The sequence below is a fragment of the Bradyrhizobium sp. IC3123 genome, assembly GCF_020193625.1.
GTDB classification, from domain to species: Bacteria; Pseudomonadota; Alphaproteobacteria; order Rhizobiales; family Xanthobacteraceae; genus Bradyrhizobium; species Bradyrhizobium yuanmingense.
This window is the reverse complement of sequence record NZ_JADYVF010000005.1, coordinates 227,214-248,514: the sequence shown is the minus strand read 5'-3', so window position 1 is coordinate 248,514 and position 21,301 is coordinate 227,214. Positions and strand designations below refer to the sequence as shown.

17 protein-coding genes are annotated in these 21,301 nt (G+C 64.1%); 9 read left to right on the top strand and 8 right to left on the bottom strand.

What is annotated here, in order from left to right; all coding sequences use genetic code 11:
• Positions 1-332: 332 nt before the first annotated feature.
• Both I6F20_RS18715 and I6F20_RS18710 read right to left on the bottom strand, forming a co-directional pair.
• Positions 333-713, bottom strand: coding sequence for a VOC family protein (locus I6F20_RS18715; protein ID WP_036023004.1), 381 nt, complete (start codon positions 711-713; stop codon positions 333-335).
• 106 nt (positions 714-819) lie between these two features.
• Positions 820-1,599 (bottom strand): SDR family NAD(P)-dependent oxidoreductase, encoded by a 780-nt coding sequence (locus I6F20_RS18710; protein WP_036044683.1) that lies wholly within the window; start codon positions 1,597-1,599, stop codon positions 820-822.
• 166 nt (positions 1,600-1,765) lie between these two features.
• On the opposite strand from I6F20_RS18710, the gene I6F20_RS18705 reads away from it, so the two are divergent.
• Genes I6F20_RS18705 through I6F20_RS18695 form a run of 3 tightly spaced genes read left to right on the top strand, consistent with a single transcriptional unit; the run spans position 1,766 to position 3,918 of the window.
• Positions 1,766-2,554 carry an enoyl-CoA hydratase/isomerase gene (locus I6F20_RS18705; RefSeq protein WP_225127328.1) on the top strand — a complete coding sequence of 263 codons (789 nt, stop codon included), beginning with the start codon at positions 1,766-1,768 and terminating at the stop codon, positions 2,552-2,554.
• On the top strand, positions 2,551-3,537 hold the full coding sequence (locus I6F20_RS18700; protein WP_225127327.1) for a phosphotransferase family protein: 987 nt from the start codon (positions 2,551-2,553) through the stop codon (positions 3,535-3,537). Before I6F20_RS18705 ends, I6F20_RS18700 begins: the two co-directional genes overlap by 4 nt.
• A gap of 3 nt (positions 3,538-3,540) precedes the next feature.
• Positions 3,541-3,918, top strand: coding sequence for a DUF6285 domain-containing protein (locus tag I6F20_RS18695; RefSeq protein WP_036016253.1), 378 nt, complete (start codon positions 3,541-3,543; stop codon positions 3,916-3,918).
• A gap of 252 nt (positions 3,919-4,170) precedes the next feature.
• Here the strand turns inward: I6F20_RS18695 and I6F20_RS18690 are convergent, their stop codons facing one another.
• The gene (locus I6F20_RS18690) at positions 4,171-4,950 is read right to left on the bottom strand and encodes an enoyl-CoA hydratase-related protein (protein ID WP_036016254.1); all 780 of its coding nucleotides are present in this window, start codon (positions 4,948-4,950) and stop codon (positions 4,171-4,173) included.
• 211 nt (positions 4,951-5,161) lie between these two features.
• Here I6F20_RS18690 and I6F20_RS18685 point away from each other — a divergent pair, with 211 nt between their 5' ends.
• Complete coding sequence (locus I6F20_RS18685) at positions 5,162-6,436, top strand: acyl-CoA dehydrogenase family protein (protein ID WP_225127326.1); 1,275 nt, start codon at positions 5,162-5,164, stop codon at positions 6,434-6,436.
• A 142-nt stretch (positions 6,437-6,578) separates the two neighbouring features.
• On the opposite strand, the gene I6F20_RS18680 is transcribed toward I6F20_RS18685, so the two are convergent.
• Together I6F20_RS18680 and I6F20_RS18675 are read right to left on the bottom strand one after the other, a co-directional pair.
• On the bottom strand, positions 6,579-8,156 hold the full coding sequence (locus tag I6F20_RS18680) for a fatty acid--CoA ligase (RefSeq protein WP_225127325.1): 1,578 nt from the start codon (positions 8,154-8,156) through the stop codon (positions 6,579-6,581).
• A gap of 297 nt (positions 8,157-8,453) precedes the next feature.
• Positions 8,454-9,326 (bottom strand): SDR family oxidoreductase, encoded by an 873-nt coding sequence (locus I6F20_RS18675; protein WP_109144463.1) that lies wholly within the window; start codon positions 9,324-9,326, stop codon positions 8,454-8,456.
• Positions 9,327-9,442: 116 nt separating this feature from the next.
• On the opposite strand from I6F20_RS18675, the gene I6F20_RS18670 reads away from it, so the two are divergent.
• From I6F20_RS18670 to I6F20_RS18660, 3 genes are all read left to right on the top strand, one after another.
• The gene (locus I6F20_RS18670) at positions 9,443-10,252 is read left to right on the top strand and encodes a crotonase/enoyl-CoA hydratase family protein (RefSeq protein WP_225127324.1); all 810 of its coding nucleotides are present in this window, start codon (positions 9,443-9,445) and stop codon (positions 10,250-10,252) included.
• A 140-nt stretch (positions 10,253-10,392) separates the two neighbouring features.
• A complete protein-coding gene (locus tag I6F20_RS18665; RefSeq protein WP_225127323.1) occupies positions 10,393-11,937 on the top strand; it encodes an acyl-CoA synthetase in 1,545 nt (514 codons plus the stop codon).
• A gap of 171 nt (positions 11,938-12,108) precedes the next feature.
• Positions 12,109-12,513, top strand: a complete 405-nt coding sequence (locus I6F20_RS18660; RefSeq protein WP_225127321.1) for a YccF domain-containing protein — start codon at positions 12,109-12,111, stop codon at positions 12,511-12,513.
• 73 nt (positions 12,514-12,586) lie between these two features.
• On the opposite strand, the gene I6F20_RS18655 is transcribed toward I6F20_RS18660, so the two are convergent.
• From I6F20_RS18655 to I6F20_RS18645, 3 genes are all read right to left on the bottom strand, one after another.
• Positions 12,587-13,981, bottom strand: coding sequence for a TRAP transporter large permease (locus tag I6F20_RS18655; protein WP_225127319.1), 1,395 nt, complete (start codon positions 13,979-13,981; stop codon positions 12,587-12,589).
• A gap of 26 nt (positions 13,982-14,007) precedes the next feature.
• On the bottom strand, positions 14,008-14,571 hold the full coding sequence (locus tag I6F20_RS18650; protein ID WP_085968941.1) for a TRAP transporter small permease subunit: 564 nt from the start codon (positions 14,569-14,571) through the stop codon (positions 14,008-14,010).
• Positions 14,572-14,665: 94 nt separating this feature from the next.
• Entirely contained in the window at positions 14,666-15,772 is a 1,107-nt protein-coding gene (locus tag I6F20_RS18645; protein ID WP_036006206.1) for a TRAP transporter substrate-binding protein, read from the bottom strand.
• Between the two features lie 15 nt (positions 15,773-15,787).
• Between I6F20_RS18645 and I6F20_RS18640 the strand changes: the two genes are divergently transcribed.
• Both I6F20_RS18640 and ppc read left to right on the top strand, forming a co-directional pair.
• Positions 15,788-16,123, top strand: coding sequence for a hypothetical protein (locus tag I6F20_RS18640; protein ID WP_225127317.1), 336 nt, complete (start codon positions 15,788-15,790; stop codon positions 16,121-16,123).
• A 2,378-nt stretch (positions 16,124-18,501) separates the two neighbouring features.
• A complete protein-coding gene (ppc, locus tag I6F20_RS18635) occupies positions 18,502-21,300 on the top strand; it encodes a phosphoenolpyruvate carboxylase (RefSeq protein ID WP_225127315.1) in 2,799 nt (932 codons plus the stop codon).
• Position 21,301 lies beyond the last annotated feature (1 nt).

Genomic DNA, 21,301 nt, shown 5'->3' with positions numbered 1-21,301 from the left:
GTCGCAGCGCCGGCAAAGTGCGAGGGCGCATTTTCACGCGTGAGGCCATGCCATGCGATGGAATATCGCAAGGCCGTTTGAAATGTTGTTTGAATGGGCGCGGCGCGCTGGGCACGCCCGCCACGCTCTCCGCCGTCATCGCCCGCCTTGTGCGCACTTGCGCACTGGGGCGGGCGATCCAGTACTCCGAGACGGCAGTGATTGAACAGAGTAGCTGCGGCGTACTGGATTCCCCGCCTGCCGCCTACGCTAAAGCTTCGGCGCCCCTGGACCTCAACCCTGGCGAAGCCTTGGCGTAGCCGGGTCGCGGGGAATGACAGCAGTGGATGTGGCTAGTTCGCCATCCGATGCATCGCGCAGATCTTGTTGCCATCGAGATCGCGCAGGTAGGCCAGATAGAGCTTGCCGCCCGGGCCCTGGCGAATGCCGGGCGGATCCTCGATCGATTTTGCGCCGGCTGCAACGCCCGCCGCGTGCCACGCATCGACCTGTTCCGGCGAATTGGCGGCAAAGCCGATCGTGCCGCCGTTGGCGCAGGTCGCCGGCTCCCCGTTGATCGGCTTCGATACCGAGAACACTCCGGTCTTGGTGATGTAGAAGATGCGGTGGCCGTCGACCCTGGCCGGCCGCACCTCGAGCGTGCCGAGCAGTTGGTCGTAGAACGCCTTGGCCTTGTCCAGGTCGTTGGTACCGATCATGACGTGTGAAAACATTTGCCCGTTCCCTCAGTGTTGTAGCCCGGATGGAGCAGAGCGAAATCCGGGTCTTGCTTGCTTTTGGCCGTCCCGGATTCGCTGCGCTCCATCCGGGCTACGAGAATCAAAACGCGGTATAGCCGCCGTCGATCACGAACGTATCCGCGGTGTGATACGACGATGCCTTGCTCATCAGATACACCGCGATGCCGCCGAAATCGGAGGCTTCGCCGAAGCGCCGCATCGGAATCCGCGGCATCACGTTGGCTACGAACTTGTCGTTCGCCATGAGCCCTGCGGTCATGTCGCTCTTGATCCAGCCCGGCAGGATCGCATTGGCGGTGACGCCGTGACGTGCCAGCTCGACGCCGAGCGCGCGCACCAGCGCGTTGATGGCGGCCTTGGTCGCGGCATAATGCTCGTTGCGCGCCGTGCCGAAGATCGAGGCGAGGCTCGAGGTCGCGACCAGCCGGCCAAAGGGATCGCCGGCATTGGCGCGATCCGTCATGTGCTTGGCGGCGGCCTGGAACGCGTGGAACACGCCGTCGAGATTGGTCGCGAACATCGTGCGCCATTCCTCCTCGGTGCGCTCGATGAAGGCGCGCCGGCCACCGCCGCCGATGCCCGCATTGGCGAAGCAGCCATCGACCCGGCCGAAGGTGTCGAGCGTCGCCTTCATCGCTGAAGCGACCGAGGCCGGATCGGTGACGTCGCAGACGCGGCTGTCGACCTTGCCGGACAGGCCCTCCATGCTCGCGGCAGCGGCCTTGTTCTTGTCAGCATTGCGGCCCCAGATCGAGACGTTGCAGCCCTGGCCCGCGAGCGCCTGCGCGATACCGAGCCCGATGCCGCCATTGCCACCGGTGATCACGGCCACGCGGCCGGAAAGGTCGAAGAGGTTCATGGCGCGTTTCCTGTTTTTTGACTGCGGCGCATCAGCCGCTGCGCACAAGATTGCTTGCTATGCTCCGATCACCATGGACAAGACCGCGCCAAAAATCAAATATGCGCCCCGGCAAAACGAATTCCGGCCTGCGAAACTGGTGCGGGCCGCAACTGATGAGGAAACCATGCAGTTCAAACACGTCGCGCTCGACTTCGATGGCTCGGTCGCGATCCTCAAGCTCGACCATCAGGAGGTGATGAACGCGGTCTCCGTCGACATGCTGGGCGGTCTTTCCGAGGCGCTCGATGCGATCGAGGAGAAGAAGGACGAGGTGCGCTGCGTGGTGCTGACCGGTGCGGGGCGGGCGTTCTGCACGGGCGCCAATCTGCAAGGCCGCAACAACCAGGCGAAGAAGACCAAGGCCGGCCTTACGCTGGAGACCGGCTTTCATCCCTTCCTGCGCCGCATCCGCAACCTGCACTGCCCGATCGTCACCGCGGTCAATGGCCCGGCCGCCGGCGCCGGCATGAGCTTCGCGCTGCTCGGCGACATGATCCTATGCGCGCGCTCGTCCTATTTCCTGCAGGCCTTCCGCCGCATCGGCCTCGTGCCGGATTGCGGCTCGACCTGGCTGTTGCCGCGCCTCGTCGGCCGCGCGCGCTCGATCGAATTGTCGTTGATGGGCGAGCGCCTGCCGGCCGAGAAGGCGCTGGAATGGGGCCTTGTCAACCGCGTCTATGATGACGGCGTCTTGATGGAGGAAGCGATGAAGCTGGCGCGCGATCTCGCCAGCGGGCCGACCGTGGCGCTGTCGCTGATCCGCAAGCTCTATTGGGACAGCCCGGAAAATTCCTTCGAGGATCAGCTCAATCTGGAATTCCAGTGCCAGCTCCGCGCCGGCGACACCGAGGATTTCCGCGAGGGCGTCGGCGCCTTCCTCGAGAAGCGGCCCGCGCAGTTCAAGGGCAAATGATCGAGGCGGCGCTTTCACGCAGCGTCCAGCGCTGGTGCAAAGGGGCGACCGGCGCGACCTGTGCGGCAAAGCTCTCCGGCGGCGCCAGCCAGGAAACCTGGCGCTTCGACATCTCCCATCCCGACGGGCCGATCGGCGCGATCCTGCGGCGCTCACCAAAGGGCTATGGCGCCGCGCCGACCCGCGCGGCCGGTCTTGCCGCGGAAGCGCAGTTGATGCAGCTCGCCTATGAGGCCGGCGTGCCGTCGCCCCGCGTCCTGCATGTGCTGGTGCCGGAGGACGATCTCGGCACCGGCTTCATCATGCAGCGCGTCGAGGGCGAGACCATCGCGCGCAAGATTCTTCGCGATCAAGAGTATGCGGCGGCGCGGCCGCATCTGGCGTGGCAGATCGGTGGCATCCTCGCGGGCCTGCACAGGCTGCCGCTGGACAGACTGCCCGAGCTGCGCAGCCGCGGCGCAACCCAGGAGATCGCCGAGTTCGAGCGCGACTATCGCAGTCTGAACTGGCCCAAGCCGGTATTCGAGCTGGCGCTGCGCTGGCTGCACGATCACGATCCCGGTCCCGCGGCCGAGACCACGCTGGTGCACGGCGATTTCCGCAACGGCAATCTCATCATCGGCGCCGACGGCGTTCGCGCGGTACTGGACTGGGAGCTCGCCCATCTCGGCGATCCCATGGAGGACCTCGGCTGGGTCTGCGTGAACTCCTGGCGCTTCGGCGAGATCGACAAGCCCGTCGGCGGCTTTGGCTCGCGCGAGGAATTGTTCGCCGGTTACGAGGCTTCGGGCCGCAAGGTCGACCCTGAGCGCGTCAAGTTCTGGGAAGTGATGGGCACGCTGCGCTGGGGCATCATGTGCGGCGGCATGATGCAGCGCTTTCGCGAGGGGCCCGACCATTCCATGGAGCGCGCCATGATCGGCCGCCGCGCCAGCGAGACCGAGATCGATCTGTTGCGGCTTCTGGCGCCGCGCGGGAGCTGACACATGCAGGACGAGCCGACCCCGATCGAGCTGACCAAGGCAGTCGCCGATTTCCTCCGCAGCGACATCACGCCGCTGATCTCCGGCCACCAAGCCTTCAAGCTGCGCGTCGCCATCAACATCCTCGACCTCGTCACGCGGCAGCTGACGCGGGAGGAGGGAAGCGATGCGAAGGAGGTGGAGCGCCTGCGCGCGCTGCTCGGCATCGACGGCTCGGTCATGGAGCTCAACCGTGTTCTCGCACATCGCATCGCGAGCGGGGAGATGGATCTCGCGACCCCAGGCCTCGCCGAGCACCTGTGGGCAACCACGATGGACAAGCTGGCGGTCGATCAGCCGAATTATGCCTCGTACAAGCGCGAACTAGGACGAAGCGGGTAGGTCTCTCCCCGTCATTGCGAGGAGCCCTTGCGACGAAGCAATCCAGACTGTCTCTGCTGGGCAGCCTGGATTGCTTCGCTACGCTCGCAATGACAGTGTTGAGAGAGGGGGCGCTCCTCTCTCCGCCGTCATTCCGGGGCGTCGCGAAGCGACGAACCCGGAATCCATTCATCCGCACGTTCTGTCGCTCAATGGATTCCGGGCTCGCGCCTGTCGGCGCGCTCCGGAATGACGAGTGGGGAGACCCGTTTCCTACTTCCCCACCCATTTCGGCGGCCGCTTCTCGGAAAATGCCTTCGGGCCCTCGATATAATCCTGCGAGGCGACCATCGCCTGCACGGCCGGATAGTCCCGTTGCTCCGCGATCGCCTGCTCCAGCGACACGCCAAGCCCCTTCTGAATCGCCTGCTTCGAGGCCCGGATCGACATCGGCGAATTCTTGGCGATCATCTCGGCCCAGCGCAGCGCGGCCGCGAGCGCCTCGCCCTGCGGCACCACCTCGTTGACGAAACCGAGCTCGAGCCCTTCCTTGGCGCTGACATGGCGCGCGGTGAGGATCATGCCCATGGCGCGCTTCAGCCCGATCTGGCGCGGCAGCCGGTGCAAGCCGCCGGCGAGCGCGGCAAGGCCGACGCGCGGTTCGGGCAGGGCGAAGGTCGCGTTCTCCGCGGCGATGATGAGGTCGCAGGCGAGCGCGATCTCGAAGCCGCCGCCCATGGCAACGCCGTTCACCGCGGCGATGATCGGCTTGTCGCAGTCGAAGCGTGAGGTGAGGCCGGCGAAGCCGCCCTTGTCCCAGCCGCGTTTTCCCCCCGCTGCCTGCCACTTCAGATCGTTGCCGGCGCAGAACGCCTTATCGCCGCTGCCCGTGACGATCGCGATCCACTGCTCGGGATCGGCGGAGAAATCGTCAAACACCTTCTGAAGCTCGAAGTGCGCATCGGTGTGCAGCGCGTTGTAGACCTCGGGCCGCGACAGCGTCACGATCGTGATCGGCCCCTTGCGTTCCACCTTTGAGAATTTCAGCTCCATCGCGCGCTCCCGGATTTTCTTTCGAAGGAATATTGGCCCCATACTACCGTGCGGGTGCGCCAGAGCACCATCGAATTGCGCGGGCGCGCCTTGCGCTCCTCACATCTCGGCTTGCTTGACTTGCACGCGCTCTTCTCACCTTAATCGCACCAAGCAAGAATGCGCCCAGCGCCTTAACGCAAAACGATAAAATCAATCCGGGAGAGAACCTGTGGATTTCTCATTGCCTGCCGATCTCGTCGCCTATCTCGGAGAGCTCGACCGTTTCATCGAACGCGAGATCAAGCCGCTGGAACGGGCCGACGACAACATCCGCTTCTTCGACCATCGCCGCGAATGGGCGCGGACCGATTTCGAGAATGGCGGCCTGCCGCGCCACGAATGGGAGGCGCTGTTGCGCAAGGCCAAGGACCTCGCGGATGCCGCCGGGCATTTGCGCTTTCCTGTGCCGAAGCAATACGGCGGCAAGGACGGCTCCAACCTCTGGATGGCCGTGATCCGCGAGCATTTTGCCGCAAGGGGTCTCGGCCTGCACAACGACCTCCAGAACGAGCATTCGATCGTCGGCAACTTCCCCGTCGTCACCATGCTCGACCGCTACGGCCGCGACGACCAGAAGGCGATGATCGACGGCTCCATTAAGGGCAAGTACCGCATCACCTTTGGCCTGACCGAGCCGCATCACGGTTCGGATGCCACCCACATGGAGACGCGCGCGGTGGCAGCCACCCGCGACAACGTCAAGGGCTGGATCATCAACGGCGAGAAGATGTGGACGACCGGCATGCACGTCGCCACGCACTGCGCGCTGTTCGCGCGCACCAGCGGCAACGATGGCGACGCCCGCGGCATCACCTGCTTCCTGGTGCCGGCGAAGACCCATGGTGTGAAGGTCGAGGAGTACATGTGGACCTTCAACATGCCGACCGACCATCCGCGCGTCAGCTTCACCGACGTGTTCGTGCCGGAGGATGCGCTGTTTGGCGAGGTCGGCCGCGGCCTGTCGCTGGCGCAATGCTTCGTCCACCAGAACCGCATTCGCCAGGCGGCAAGCTCGCTCGGCGCCGCGGTCTACTGCATCAACGAGAGTGTGAAATACGCGCGTGAGCGCAAACCGTTCGGCAAGGCGCTGGCCGAGAACCAGGCGATCCAGTTCCCGCTGGTCGAGCTTGCGACCCAAGCCGAGATGCTGCGCCTCTTGATCCGCAAGACCGCCTGGGAGATGGACCAGCTCAATGAGGAGCAAATCGAGCGCACCCTGTCCGACCGGGTCTCGATGTGCAACTACTGGGCAAACCGCCTCTGCTGCGAGGCCGCCGACCGCGCCATGCAGGTCCATGGCGGCATGGGCTATTCACGCCACAAGCCGTTCGAGCACATCTACCGCCACCACCGGAGATATCGCATCACCGAAGGCAGCGAGGAGATCCAGATGCGGAAAGTGGCGGGATTCCTGTTCGGGTATATGGGGCCGGGGAAGCATTAGACGCTCGCACCGCTATCGTAGGGTGGGTTAGCGCTGCGATTGCGCGAAGCGCGATCGCAGGGCGTAACCCACCAGCGCCATCCGCGTGGATTGCAAAGAGGTGGGTTACGCCTACGGCTAACCCACCCTACGGCACCGCGGATCAATTCACCCGCCGATCCTTCCCCGCCCAATACGGCTCGCGCAGCTGCCGCCGCAGGATCTTGCCTGACGGATTCCTCGGCAGCGCAGGCAGGAATTCCACGCTCTTCGGCGTCTTGTAGCCGGCGATGCGCGTCCGGGTGAAGTTGATGATCTCGGTGGCAGTCGCCTGCTTGCCCGGCTTCATCACCACGATCGCCTTCACGGCTTCGCCCCATTTGTCGTCAGGCACGCCGATCACGGCGGCTTCCGCGACATCGGGGTGGTCGCACAGAGCGCTCTCGACCTCGGCCGGATAGATGTTCTCGCCGCCCGAGATGATCATGTCCTTGATGCGGTCGTGGATGTAGAGATAGCCGTCCTCGTCCATGTAGCCGGCATCGCCGGTGCGCAGCCAGCCGTCGCTGCGCAGCGTGGATGCGGTCGCCTCCGGCAGGTTCCAGTAGCCGGCCATGTTGGAGCCCGAGCGCGTTGCGATTTCGCCGACCTGCCGCGGCGGCAGCGGCTTGCCGTCCGGATCCAGGATCGCGATCTCGACGCCCGGCAGCGCCTTGCCGGCCGAGCGCATCCGCTCCAGCCCCTCGACGTGATCCTCCGGCGGCAGCGCGACGATGGTGCCGGTGGTCTCGGTCATGCCGTAGAGCTGCACGAAGCCGCATTTGAAGACCTCGATGCATTCCTTCAGCAGCGCTGCGGGAATCGGCGAGGCGCCGTACAGCATGTATTTCAGCCGCGAGAAGTCGACCGTCCTGGCGCGTGGCTGCCGCACCACGAACTGCATCGCCGCCGGCACCATGAACAGTTTTGTGATGGCGGACTGCTCGAAGAAATCCAAAACCTTGGTCGGGTCGAACTCGCGTGCGATCACCCCGCGGGCGCCGTGATAGAGCCCCATGACGCCCCACCCCGAACCGCCGATGTGAAAGATCGGCATCGCCACCAGCGAGACATCGTCGGTCGACCACCGGTTCCACTCCGGCTTGTCCTCGGCATTGCCGGATTGCACCAGGTTGAGGAAGTTGGCATGCGACAACATCGCGCCCTTCGGCTTGCCCGTCGTGCCCGACGTGTAGAGCTGGATCGCGATGTCCGTGGTGTCGATCGGCACCTTCGGATCATCGCCGCTCTGCGCATCGCGCCATTCCGTAAAATCCGGCCATTCCGGCGCGCCGCCCTCGGTGGTGATGACGGTGCGCACGCTTGGTATCTGCTCCCGGATCTGGCGCACTTGAGTGATGAACTCCGGCCCGACGAACAGCACCGGCGCCCTGCAATCCGAGACGATGAAGGCGACCTCGGGCCCTGCCAGCCGCCAGTTCACCGGCGCCATCACGACGCCAGCCTTCATCGCACCCATCAGGAGCTCGAAATAGATGTCGCTGTTCTTGCCGAGATAGGCGATGCGGTCGCCCTTCTTCACGCCCATTGCGAGGAGCGCGTTCGCGACCTTGTTGGTCTTGATGTCGAACTCGGCGAAGCTCGTGGTGCGGCCCTCGAATTCATAGGCGATGGCGCTGTCGCGGCTCTTCGCACGCTCGCGCACCATGTCGGCGAGGTTCGCCAGTTTCTGTGTGGACATGTTTCTCCCGGAGGCGTTTGTTTTTATGCCCGGGAGTGTGGCGTCATCCGCCGGTGAAGACAAGATGGGCTCCGCTGTCGTCCCGGACAAGCGCGCGCCTCAAGCGCGCGCAGATCCGGACCCATAGCCACAGGAAGTTGTTTGGCGAAGACACGCAGTTACCTGTCTCGCGCCACGACTGCTCCCTGTAGTTATGGGTCCCCGCCCCCTTGCGCTTTGCGCACTAGGCGGGGACGACAACTGGGGGCGTGGTGAAAACGTCAGCCCCTTACACGTCCGCGCATTTGCAATGCGCCGTCACCCCCGCTTCGCGCGGTCCTTCTCGTTCTGAGCCATGATGCTCTCGCGCGCGGTCTTCCAGTCGTCGTCGCTCCAGTCGCGGAGCTGGTAGAAGTTGCCGCCCATGGCGAGCGCCTGGGCGCCGTCCATGGCGATGGTCTCGCCGTTGATCCAGTCGCAGCCGCCGGAGATCAGGAACACGGCCACGTTCTGCAGTTCCTCCATGGTGCCGACGCGGCCCATCGGGTTCATCGCCTTGGTGCGCGCGCCGGCTTCGTCACCGGGCTTGATGCGCTTGCTCATGCCCTCGGTCGGGATCTCGCCCGGGGCGATGGTGTTGAGGCGGATGCCGTGTCGTCCCCATTCGGTGGCAAGCGACATCGTCATGGCGTGGATCGCCGACTTGCTCATCGCCGAGGGCACCACGTAAGGCGAGCCGTTGCGCACCCAGGTCGTGGTGATCGAGACGACGTTGCCGGGCTGCTTCAAGGCGATCCAGCGCTTGCCGACCGCATGTGTCACGTAGAACGTGCCATGCATGACGATGTTGGCGACCGCATCGAAGCCGCGCGGCGAGAGCTCCTCGGTCCGCGAGATGAAATTGCCGGCCGCATTGTTGATGAGATCGGTGAGGGGGCCATCGCGGAAGATGCTCTCGATCATCTCCTCGACTGCGAGCGCGTTGCGGATGTCGACGCCGTGGCTGGTGACGCGGCCGCCGTAGAGATCCATCAGCTCGGTTGCGGTCTCGTCGCACACGATCTTGCGCCGACCGCAAATGTGCACCTCGGCGCCGAGCTGGAGAAAGCGCGCCGCCATCGATTTGCCGAGACCGGTGCCGCCGCCGGTCACGAGAATGCGTCGGCCCGCCAGAAGATTTTCCTTGAACATGGCTGTTTCCTCTGTCGCGATTGTCAGTTAATTGGTCGATTGACTAAATCCGGCCGCCGGCGGCCTGTAAAGCGGCACTGAACAAGAACAGGCAAGAACTAGGGGAGAATTCGTCCATGGACGATCGCGTCTCGATCTCGATCTCGGAAGGCGTTGCCGACGTGCGCCTGGTGCGCGCCGACAAGATGAACGCGCTGGATCAGCCCATGTTCGAGGCCCTCGTCGCCGCAACCGACCGGCTGTCGAAGGAGAAGGGCGTGCGCGCCGTCGTGCTCTCGGGCGAAGGCCGCGCCTTCTGCGCCGGGCTGGACATGGGGCGTTTTGCCGCCATGAAGGAGAAGGGGGGCAACGGAATTCCGGGTGGCGAAAATCGGGATCTCACGGTGCGCACATATGGCAAGGCCAACTTCGCGCAACAAGCAGTGTGGGGCTGGCGCCAGCTACCGATGCCTGTGATCGCGGCCGTGCACGGCGTCGCCTTCGGCGGCGGCTTCCAGCTCTCGCTCGGCGCCGACATGCGCTTTCTCAGCTCGGATGCGCGCATGTCGATCATGGAGATCAAATGGGGCCTCGTGCCCGACATGGCTGGCACGCCGATCCTGGCCTCGCTGGTGCGCGATGACATCCTGCGCGATCTCACCTACACCGGGCGGATCTTCTCGGCGCAGGAGGCGCTGGCTTACGGCCTCGCCACGCGCATCTGCGACGATCCGCGCGCTGCGGCGCTTGATGTCGCGCGCGAGATCGCAGGGAAAAGCCCCGATGCGATCCGCGCGGCCAAGCGGATGCTGAACAATCTCTCGGTCGATCCGGGCCCGGCGCTGCTCGCTGAATCCGTCGAGCAGCAGAAGCTGATCGGCAGCCCCAACCAGACCGAGGCGGTACGCGCCAATCTGGAGAAGCGCGCGCCGAATTTTGCGGATTAGCTTTGGGTCATTCCGGGATGCGCCGTAGGCGCAGGCCCGGAATCCATCGAGCCGCATCGTTCGCTGTGAAATGGATTCCGGGTTCGATGCTGCGCATCGACCCGGAATGACGGCACAAACAACAACAAAGAAAAACAACAATGAGCCAAACGCCCCCCTTCCTCGGCATCGTCTCCGGCGAGCGCCGCCGCTCTCACGCCGAGGTCACTGAGCGCGCCGACCGCATCGCCTCCGGCCTCGCCAAGATCGGCGTCCGCCAAGGCGATTGCGTCTGCATGCTGATGCGCAACGACATCGCCTTCCTGGAAGCCGCCTACGCGGCGATGCGGCTGGGTGCCTATGGCGTGCCGATCAACTGGCACTTCAAACCGGAGGAGATCACCTACATCCTGAAGGATTCCGGCGCCGCCGTGCTGATCGCTCATGCCGACATGCTGCACGGTTTGCGCGATGCGATTCCTGAGGGAGTCACCGTGCTCAGCGTGCCGACGCCGCCGGAAATCCGCTCCAACTACAAGATCGATCCCGATCATCTGAAGACGCCGGACTTCGCGATCGATTTCGAAGCCTGGCTCGCGCAACACCCGCCCTATGACGGCCCGATCGTGCCGCAGCCCATGAACATGATCTACACGTCGGGCACGACAGGCCATCCCAAGGGCGTCCGCCGTAACGCGCCGACGCCGGAGCAGCAGGCTGCCGGTGAGCGCATGCGTGCGATGATCTATGGGCTCAAGGCCGGCGCCCGCGCATTGCTGCCGGGGCCGCTCTATCATTCCGCGCCGAACTCGTTCGGCATCCGCGCCGGCAAGCTCGGCGGGGTGCTGGTGCTGATGCCGCGCTTCGAGGCGGAGGAATTCCTGCAGGCGATCGAGCACTACAAGATCGACACCATCTTCATGGTGCCGACCATGTTCATCCGCCTGATGAAGCTGCCCGAGGAGGTGCGCAGGACGTACGACGTCTCCTCGCTCCGCCACGTCATCCACGCCGCCGCGCCGTGCCCGGCCGACGTCAAGCGCGCCATGATCGAATGGTGGGGGCCGGTGATCTACGAGTTCTACGGCTCGACCGAATCCAGCGCCGTGACCTTCGCAACCTCCGAGGATGCGCTGAAGAAGCCCGGCACCGTCGGCAGGATCTCGCCGGGCGCCGAGCTGCGCTTCGTCGGCGACGACGGACGCGTGCTCGGGGTCGGCGAGATCGGCGAGATCTATTCGCGCATGGCCGAGATGGCCGATTTCACCTATCACAACAAGCCGGAGAAGCGCGCCGAGATCGACCGCGACGGCTTCATCACCTCCGGCGACGTCGGCTATATCGATGAAGACGGCTACGTCTTCATCTGCGACCGCAAGCGCGACATGGTGATATCAGGCGGCGTCAACATCTACCCGGCCGAGATCGAATCCGTGCTGCATGCGGTGCCCGGCGTGCATGATTGCGCCGTGTTCGGCATCCCCGACGCCGAGTTCGGCGAGGCGCTGATGGCGGTGGTGGAGCCGCAACCCGGGGTCACGCTCGCTGCTTCCGATGTCCGCGCCGCGCTGAAGGCGCATCTGGCCGACTACAAGGTGCCCAAGCACATCGAGATCCGCACCGGCCTGCCGCGCGAAGATTCCGGAAAAATCTTCAAGCGCCGCCTGCGCGATCCCTATTGGGAGCAGGCGGGCCGGAAGATCTAGCTACTTCGTAGCCCGGATGGAGCGAAGCGTAATCCGGGATCTCTCGCCGTGGAAAGATCATCCCGGATTACGCTTCGCTCCATCCGGGCTACGCCCCGCGCGCTGGAAGCGTCCTGGCACGAACAAATTCCGAGCCTATATGGATGGGATCATCCACCTCCGGATCGTCCCATGGCCCCCGTTTCCATCCTGCTCAACATCCTCTGGATCCTCATCGGCGGCGCCTGGATGGCGTTCGGCTGGCTGATCGCCGCGATCGTCATGGCGATCACCATCATCGGCCTGCCCTGGGCGCGGGCGGCGTTCAACATCGCCGTCTACACGCTGCTGCCGTTCGGCTCCCGGGCGGTCAACCGCTACGATGTCACCGGCGTCGAGGATATCGGCACCGGCCCGCTCGGGGTGATCGGCAATATCATCTGGTTCGTGCTCGCCGGCTGGTGGCTGGCGCTCGGTCACCTCCTGACCGCGCTGGTCCTCGCCGTCACCATCATCGGCATCCCCTTCGCCTGGGCCCATCTGAAGCTCGCCCGCATCGCGCTCTGGCCGATCGGCAAGGTGATCGTGCCGGCTTAGGACGTTGCCTCAACGTCGGCGTTCGGCGGCAGAGCGGAGCCGTGCGGCGCCGTCGCGGATTCAATCACGCGGGCTACTTCTTTTTTGGTGTCAACCAGTCCTCGTCTTCCAGGGACGGTGCTTGTTTCTGCTGTTCCAGGATTTTTCTGTACTCCTCCGGGATCACCTGGCTGCGAGATGCTTCATGCAGCGTGTGTGGGAACCAGGTCGCAATGCCGGGGAAGGCAATCATCAGGCCAACGCAGATCACCTGCAGCACCATGAACTGGAACATGCCAGCGTAGATCGTTCCGAGGCTCCAGCCCTTGACCACCTGCTTGAGATAGTACGCTGACATGGCGACGGGCGGCGACAGGAAAGCGGTCTGCAGCACCACCGCAACCAACGCTCCGAACCATATGAGGTCGATGCCCATGCCTTTCACGACAGGATAGAAGATCGGCAGAAACACCAGGATGATGGCCGGCCACTCAAACGGCCACCCCAGCAGGAAAATGAGAAGGAGCACGACAATCAGCATGAGGCTCGGCGGCAACTGCAGGCCGAGCATCGTCTCGGTGATCCAGTTCGCTGAGCCAAGGCGGGCGAACACCGCACCGAAAATGTTCGACGTGACCGCCAGCAGGAGGACCATGCTCGACGTCGCCATCGTCGAGATCAGCGCCCGTTGCAGTCCGCTGAGCGAGAACCTGCGATATGCGATGGCCAGGATCAGCGCGCCGACGCTGCCGATGCCAGCGGCCTCCGTCGGCGTCGCAAGCCCCCCGATGATCGAGCCGAGCGTCGCCGTGATAAGCCCGAGCAGCGGCAGCGTTCCGACGGCCACCTCGCGTGCAATGTATCCAGCGGAGTAGATCCGCTCATCCTTTGGCACTGGCGGCCCGAGCTTGGGATTGATGAAGGAGCGGCCCATCAGATAGATGATGTAGACGCCGGCCAGCAGAAAGCCCGGTCCGAAGGCTGCAGCATAGAGATCGGCGACCGAAACCCCGAGCACCGGCCCCATCACGATCAGCATGACCGACGGGGGAATGAGAATACCGAGCGTGCCGCCCGCCGTGATGGTGCCCGCTGAAAGCTTGGCATCATAGCCCGCCTTCGTCATGATCGGCGATGCCATGATGCCAAGAACGGTGACGGCTGCGCCGACGATGCCTGTCGCCATCGCGAACACGGTCGAGGTCAGGATGACGACGAGGAAGAGTGCGCCGCGCACCGGCGCAAGCAGCATGCGGAACGCCGTAAAAAGGCGCTCCATCAGTCCCGCCTGCTCGGTGATGAAGCCCATGAAGATGAACAGCGGTACGGCGGCGAGAAGTTCTTCCTTCATCATGCCGATGGTCTGGAAGTAACCAAGCTCGAAGACCGTCCCGCCCATGCCCCAGTAGCCGAACGAGAAGGCGAGAAACAGCAACGTGAACGAGATCGGCACACCGATGAAGATCGCGCCCAGCAGCACCAGCAGCATGATGAGGCCGATGAGCGCTTCTGCGGTCATATCTCGACTTTCTCCTTATGCTCCAGCTCGACGCCGGTGCGCGCCATGTAGATGCTCTTGATCAACTCGGACACGCCCTGGACCAGCAGCAGGAGGCAGGCGAGCGGCACGACGAATTTGAACGGCCACAGCACGGGCCGCCAGGGAGTCTGGTCCGAAGTCTCGTTGATCAGCCAGGCGTAGTGAAATTCGTTCCAGCTGATCAGGAACAGCATGATCAGGCTCGGGAAGAAGAAGACGACATAGGAGATCGTATCGATCCAGCCCTTCCTACGGATCGAGAACTTCTCCCAGAAGAAGTCGGTACGGATATGAGCACCCTTGTGCAGCGCGTAAGCGGCGCCAAGCATGAAGAGCGAGCCGTACAGCATGTAGGTTGCGTCGTAGGCCCATATGGTCGGCGCGTTGAACAGGTAACGCGCCCCAACCTCATAGGCGACGGCGAGAACCAGCGGCACCGAGAGCCATGAGATGATCGTGCCGGTCCGGTCGGTGAAGCCGTCGATCATCCTGATGATAGCCAGAAGCGCCGGTGGCTGCCCGCCTGTTATCTCAGCCATGCCTCGCCCCTTTCGCCGATCATTCGTGCGGCGCAAAGCAGGCCGCCTGCGTGCGAATTGAGGGCGGTCAAATCGGCCGCCCTCGGAGGAAGTCCTATTTCTCGGTTGGGAAGTAGTAGTTCGCCATGAAGGAGTATGGCGGGAAGTAAGACCTCTTGTACGGGACCACAGCGCTGGCATACGCCTTCTGCGAGTCGTGCACCTTCTTGAAGAACGGGTTCCTGGCGCCCTCGGCGGCCGCGATCTCGTCCCATTTCTTGATGAAGGCCAGCAGGATCTCCGTCGGCGTGCGGAGAATCTGTACGCCGTGCTTCTGCTGCATCTCAATCAGCGCATCGGCGTTCTGGCGCTGCCACTTGGTCCACCAGACGAGGAATGTCTCGTTGGCCGCCGACTTGATGATCTCCTGATGTTGCGGGCTGAGCTCCTTCCACACATCGCCGTTGATGACGAGCTCGCCGACCGTCACGTTCTCATGCAAGCCGGGTGAATAGTGATACTTCCAGACGTTGTGGAAGCCGAGCTGCATGTCCTCGATGCCGCCGACCCATTCGGCGCAATCGATCACGCCGCGTTGCGCGGAGGGAATGATTTCTCCGCCCGGCATGTTGACCACCGTGAAGCCGAGCGCCTGCCACACTTCGCCGGCCATGCCGGTCTGGCGGCATTTCATGCCCTTCATGTCCTCGACCGTCTGGATCGGCTTCTTGAACCAGCCGAACGCCTGCGGCCCTGCAGGCAGGATTGGAAACACGACGAGGTTGAGCTTGAGCTCCTTCTGATAAAACTCGTTGTAAAGCTCGAGGCCGCCGCCGTGATAGAGCCAACCCATCACGTCCATGAAGTCCATGCCGAAGGTGCCGCCGGGACCGCCGGTGAACAGGATCGCGGTCTTGTTCTTGCCGGTCCAGTAGCCGGCCCACGCATGCGCTCCGTCGAGCACCTTCTTGTTGGTTGCGTCCAGCACCTCGAACGCCGGCACGACCTGGCCGGCGGGCATCGCCTCGATCTTCAGCGCGCCGGCTGACAGCTTGTTCACTCGATCGACGAAATAGGTGAAGTTGTCATAGAGCGTGAGCGACGCCGGCCATGTGGCCTGCATCTTCAACACCTTCGTCTGCGCCATGACTGTTGTGGTGGATACGACAAACGCCGAAGCGATCAGGGCAACGGCGACCAGTCCCAGAAACATGCGTTTCATGAGCCATCTCCTCCCTTGGACAACGTGACCGCGGCGAACTATTCTCTTCGTTGTTCTTGGTCGCCAAGTCTTCAAACCACGTCTGTCATCATTCTGCCACCATCGCCGCAAGTTGTCATCTTGCTTTCTGGCCGTAGCAAGCGCTGGAATTGGACATGGTCGACTCAGCTCTTGGCCACGAACCTCATTCGTTTGTTGCGCTGGCTGTCGGTGGCAAACCAGACGCCGGGGGCAGCCTTTGGCTGCGGCGGGACGGGGCCAGGCGATGCGGCGCACACCATGCTCGCGTTGCCCGACGGGCAAAACACGCCAATGCAGGTCAAGTGGCGGGAGTGCAAATATTCTGATTGACCGAATTCGCTGTTTCGGGTAAACCGCAGCACATCCCGGCTCGTCAAAGGGACGTTTCGCGATCGTCACGATACGTAGGCCGGGATGCGATGGACGCGGCAGCGCCGCGCGCGTGACGGGATGGCAGGGCGGGCAAACCCGTGAGCCATCGCGATCCGCGGCACGACACGGTGTGGTCACAGCGTTGCTTTTCGGCACTGGGGGCGAGCACGCGCGAGCTTCCGACTGTCCGGGGAGGGACGTCCGCGGACGGCAAAAGCGTGTGGTCCTGACGCCCGGGGTCTGTGCGTCAAGGCTTGCGGTGGTGAAGCGGCCCGACCGGGTGCGCGCATCAGTGATCCGCAAGGCGACGGGGGCAATAGTGCATCGCTCCCCGGGGAGAGCGCGCCATAAGCCGTAAAACCATTGCGCAGGGAAGGCCGGGATGTTCCGGCATCACCTGTGGTCACCCCGCGTGCGTCTTGTCGCGTGCGGACCTTGGGTGCCGGCTGGCGCCCGGCCTTCCCTGCGCCCTTGCTTCTCGATGAGGGCGAAACGGACAGCAAAACTTCGGGCGCCTGCGCCGCGAGACCGCGAAGGCATGTTCTATGAAAGACAAAGAGAAAGCTTCCGTGCCCCGGACGCAGCGCAGCGCGACGCGTCTTCGCGGCGTGGTGCGCTGCTGAGCCGGGGCCCATATTGCGGGCGTTGTGCTCTGTGGCTTCTGGATCCCGGCTCGGCGCAGCAACGCTTGCGGCGTTGCTGCTTGGGGACACGCGATCATGAGCCCGGCCCTGCCGCGCCGCCACCAAGTTCATCTTGCACTGCGCTAGCTCGTAGGATGGGTAGAGCGCAGCGAAACCCATCATCTGTTCGCCGATTGCCATGCTCAGGCTATTCGCCTTCTCTTCAAGAAAAGCATCAAGGCAAAGATTGAGTATGCAAGGCCACACCCCACCATCACAATGAGGTAATGCAGCGCCGTGAATGCGTTTGTCGGCTCACCCGCGGCGTCCGGATCTATTGTGCTCCATAGACCAATGAACGCTGGCAACGCTGCGAGCAAACATCCAAAGACGCACAGGTGGATGATCCATGGTGGGCCTTGCGTCCGCAGAGCAGATACTCCGCCCACCATTGTCACGAAAATGGGGGCGAGCCAAATCCAATCGAAGACGATCAAGAAGGGGCGCGCCATTTAGTCGAACTGCTCCGAATATGAACGACCTTGCCGTTTTGCTTGTTTCGCGGCAGTTCAATCTACAGTTCTGGTGCCATTCAGCCAAGTGCGCGGCGTCCGCTTGTAGCCCGAGCAAGCTCGTGGAATGGGTAGAGCGTCTGCGAAACCCATCAACCTGTCCGCCGATGACGCAACGTGATGGGTTTCGCAGCGCTCTACCCATCCTACGCATTTCGAGATAGCGGAGCCTATTTTTCAGCGCCATGGCTCGTGGTCTGCGCCCCAATCCCTCGCGCTGCCCGTCGGGCAAAACACGCCAAATGCAGGTCAAGGGGCGGGAGTGCAAAATATTCTGATTGACCGAATTCGTTGTTTCGGTTAAACCGTAGCGCATCCCAGCCCGTCAAAGGGACGTTTCGCGATCGTCACGATACGTAGGCCGGGATGCGATGGACGCGGCAGCGCCGGCGCGTGACGGGGTGGCAGGGCGGGCTGAGGCCCGTGAGCCGTCGCGATCCGCGGTACGACACGGCGCGGTCACAGCGTTTCTTTTCGGCATTGGGGCGAGCACGCGCGAGCTTCCGACTGTCTGGGGAGGGACGTCCGCGGACGGCAAAAGCGTGTGGTCCTGACGCCCGGGGTCTGTGCGTCAAGGCTTGCGGTGGTGAAGCGGCCCGACCGGGTGCGCGCATCGATTATCCGCAAGGCGACGGGGGCAATAGTGCATCGCTCCCCGGGGAGAGCGCGCCATAAGCCGTAAAACCATTGCGCAGGGAAGGCCGGGATGTCCGGCATCACCTGTGGTCACCCCGCGTGCGTTTTTCGCGTGCGGACCTGGGTGCCAGCCGGCGCCCGGCCTTCCCTGCGCCCTTGCTTCTCGCTGAGGGCGAAACGGACAGCAAAACTTCGGGCGGACCACGCCGCGAGACCGCGGAGGCGTTTTTATTTCCAGAACTAGCTCATCTCGTGCCCCGGACGCAGCGCAGCGCTTCTTCAGCGATGCGCTGCAGAGCCGGGGCCCATATTGCAGCAATGTGCCCTGCGGCTCTTGGATCCCGGCTCGGCGCAACAACGCTTGCGGCGTTGCTGCTTGTCCGGGACACGCGATCATCACCCCGGCCCTGCCGCGCCGCCATCAAGTTCATCTTGCACTGCGGTAGAAAAATATCGCACACTCCGCCGGACCGGGCCGCCAAGGGCGCGAGCAGGGGAGCGAGCCATGTCCCTCCAGACCGTACCATCCGACAGCACTGAGCAGCGCCCCAACCGCCCTGAGGATGTCCAGGCGATGGAGGCCGATGCCCGGCTGCGGGACGATATCCGCCTGCTCGGGCGCATTCTGGGCGACACCGTGCGCGACCAGGAGGGCGCCGACGTGTTCGACCTGGTCGAGCGCATCAGGCAGACCTCGATCAGGTTCCACCGCGACGAGGACCGGCTCGCCCGCCGCGAGCTCGAGCAGATCCTCGACAGCATGTCGACCTCCGAGACGGTGCGGATCGTCCGCGCCTTCAGCTATTTCTCGCACCTCGCCAACATCGCCGAGGACCAGAACAATATTCGACAGATGCGCGCACGCGCGGCGGCCAAGAATGGCAGCTCCGGCGTGCTGGCGGAGACACTGGCGCACGCCAAGGCGGCGGGCATTGGTCCCGATCAGCTCCGCACCTTCTTCAAGACCGCGCTGGTCAGCCCGGTGTTGACCGCGCATCCGACCGAGGTCCGCCGCAAGAGCACCATGGACCGCGAGATGGAGATCGCAGCCCTGCTCGATCGCCGCGAGCGTGTCGCCATGACCGCGGAGGAGGCCGATGCCGGCGACGAGCAGCTCCGCCGCGAGGTGCTGACGCTGTGGCAGACCAATCTGCTCCGCCGGACCAAGCTCACCGTGCTGGACGAGGTCGCCAACGGGCTGTCGTTCTACGACTACACCTTCCTGCGCGAGGTGCCGCGGCTCATCAACGCGCTGGAGGATCGGCTGGAGGAGGGCGGCGAGCAGGCGGCCGGCGAGCTCGCCTCGTTCCTGCGCATGGGCAGCTGGATCGGCGGCGACCGCGACGGCAATCCCTTCGTCACCGCCGACGTGATGCGCGGCACGCTGCGGCTGCAGTCGAGCCGGGTGATGCAGTTCTATCTCAACGAGCTGCACGTGCTCGGCGCGGAGTTGTCGATCGCAGCCCATCTCGCCGACGTCTCCGAGGAGCTGCGCACCCTGGCGGAGCGCTCGCCGGACACCTCGCCGCACCGGAGCGGCGAGCCCTATCGCCTGGCAGTCTCAGGCATCTATGCCCGCCTCACCGCGACGGCCGAAAAGCTCGAAGTCGAGATCACGCGCCGGCCTGTCGGCAAAGCGGCGCCTTACGAGAGCGTCAGGGAGCTGCTGGCCGATCTCGACGTGCTGCATCGCTCGCTGATCTCCAACAACGCCCGCGTCATCGCCCGCGGCCGGCTGCGGCTCTTGCGCCGCGCGGTGGATTGCTTCGGCTTTCACCTGGCCCGGCTCGACATTCGCCAGAACTCGGCCGTCCACGAGCGCACCATCGCCGAGTTGATCGACGCCGCCAATCCCGGCATGTCCTATCTCGCGCTTGGCGAGGACGCCCGCATCTCGCTGCTGACGAACGAGCTGCGCTCGACGCGCGCGCTGGTCTCGCCCTTCGTCAAATACAGCGACGAGACCATGGGCGAGCTCAACGTGTTCCATGCCGCCGCGGAAGCGCATGCGAAATTCGGCTCGGACGCCATTCCCCAATGCATCATCTCGATGTGCAAGGGCATGTCCGACATGCTCGAGGTCGCCGTGCTCCTGAAGGAGGTCGGCCTCGTCCATCCCTCCGGCCGTAGCGCCATCAACATCGTGCCGCTGTTCGAGACCATCGAGGATTTGCAGGCTTCCAGCGGCATCATGGACCGCATGCTGTCGTTGCACGATTACCGCCGGCTCGTCGACAGCCGCGGCAGCGTGCAGGAGGTCATGCTTGGGTACTCCGACAGCAACAAGGACGGCGGCTTCGTCACCTCGGGCTGGGAGCTCTACAAGGCCGAGATCGGCCTCGTCGAAGTGTTCGAGCGGCACCACGTGCGCTTACGTCTGTTCCACGGCCGCGGCGGCTCCGTGGGGCGCGGCGGCGGGCCGAGCTATGACGCCATCATCGCGCAGCCCGGCGGCGCGGTGAACGGCCAGATCCGCATCACCGAGCAGGGCGAGATCATCTCGTCGAAATATTCCAACACCGAGGTCGGCCGCAACAATCTGGAAATCCTCGCCGCGGCGACGCTGGAGGCAAGTCTGCTGCATCCGCGCCAGAGCGCGCCGCGCCGCGAATATCTGACCGCGATGGACGAACTCTCGAACCTCGCCTTCAAGGCCTATCGCGGCCTCGTCTACGAGACCGAAGGCTTCGTCGAGTACTTCTGGTCGTCCACCGTCATCAACGAGATCGCCACGCTCAACATCGGCAGCCGTCCGGCCTCGCGCAAGAAGACCCGCGCGATCGAGGACCTCCGCGCGATTCCCTGGGTGTTCTCCTGGGCGCAATGCCGACTGATGCTGCCGGGCTGGTACGGCTTCGGCAGCGCGGTCGAACAGTGGATCGCGGAGCATCCAGAGCAGGGCATGCCGTTCCTGAAAGAGCTCTACCAGGAATGGCCGTTCTTCCGCATGCTGCTGTCGAACATGGACATGGTGCTAGCCAAGAGCTCGATCGCGATCGCCTCGCGCTATGCCGAGCTGGTGCCGGACGAGGCCTTGCGCGAAAAAATCTTTGGCCGCATCCGCCGCGAATGGCATTCCTGCATCGAGACGCTGCTCGACATCATGGGTCAGGACCGTCTGCTCCAGGGCAACCCGCTGCTGGAGCGCTCCGTGCGCCACCGCTTCCCCTATCTCGATCCGCTCAACCACGTGCAGGTCGAGCTCTTGAGAGAGCACCGCGCGCAGAACCCCGACGAGCAGGTGCTGCGCGGGATCCAGCTGACCATCAACGGCATCTCGGCGGGCTTGCGGAATACGGGGTAGG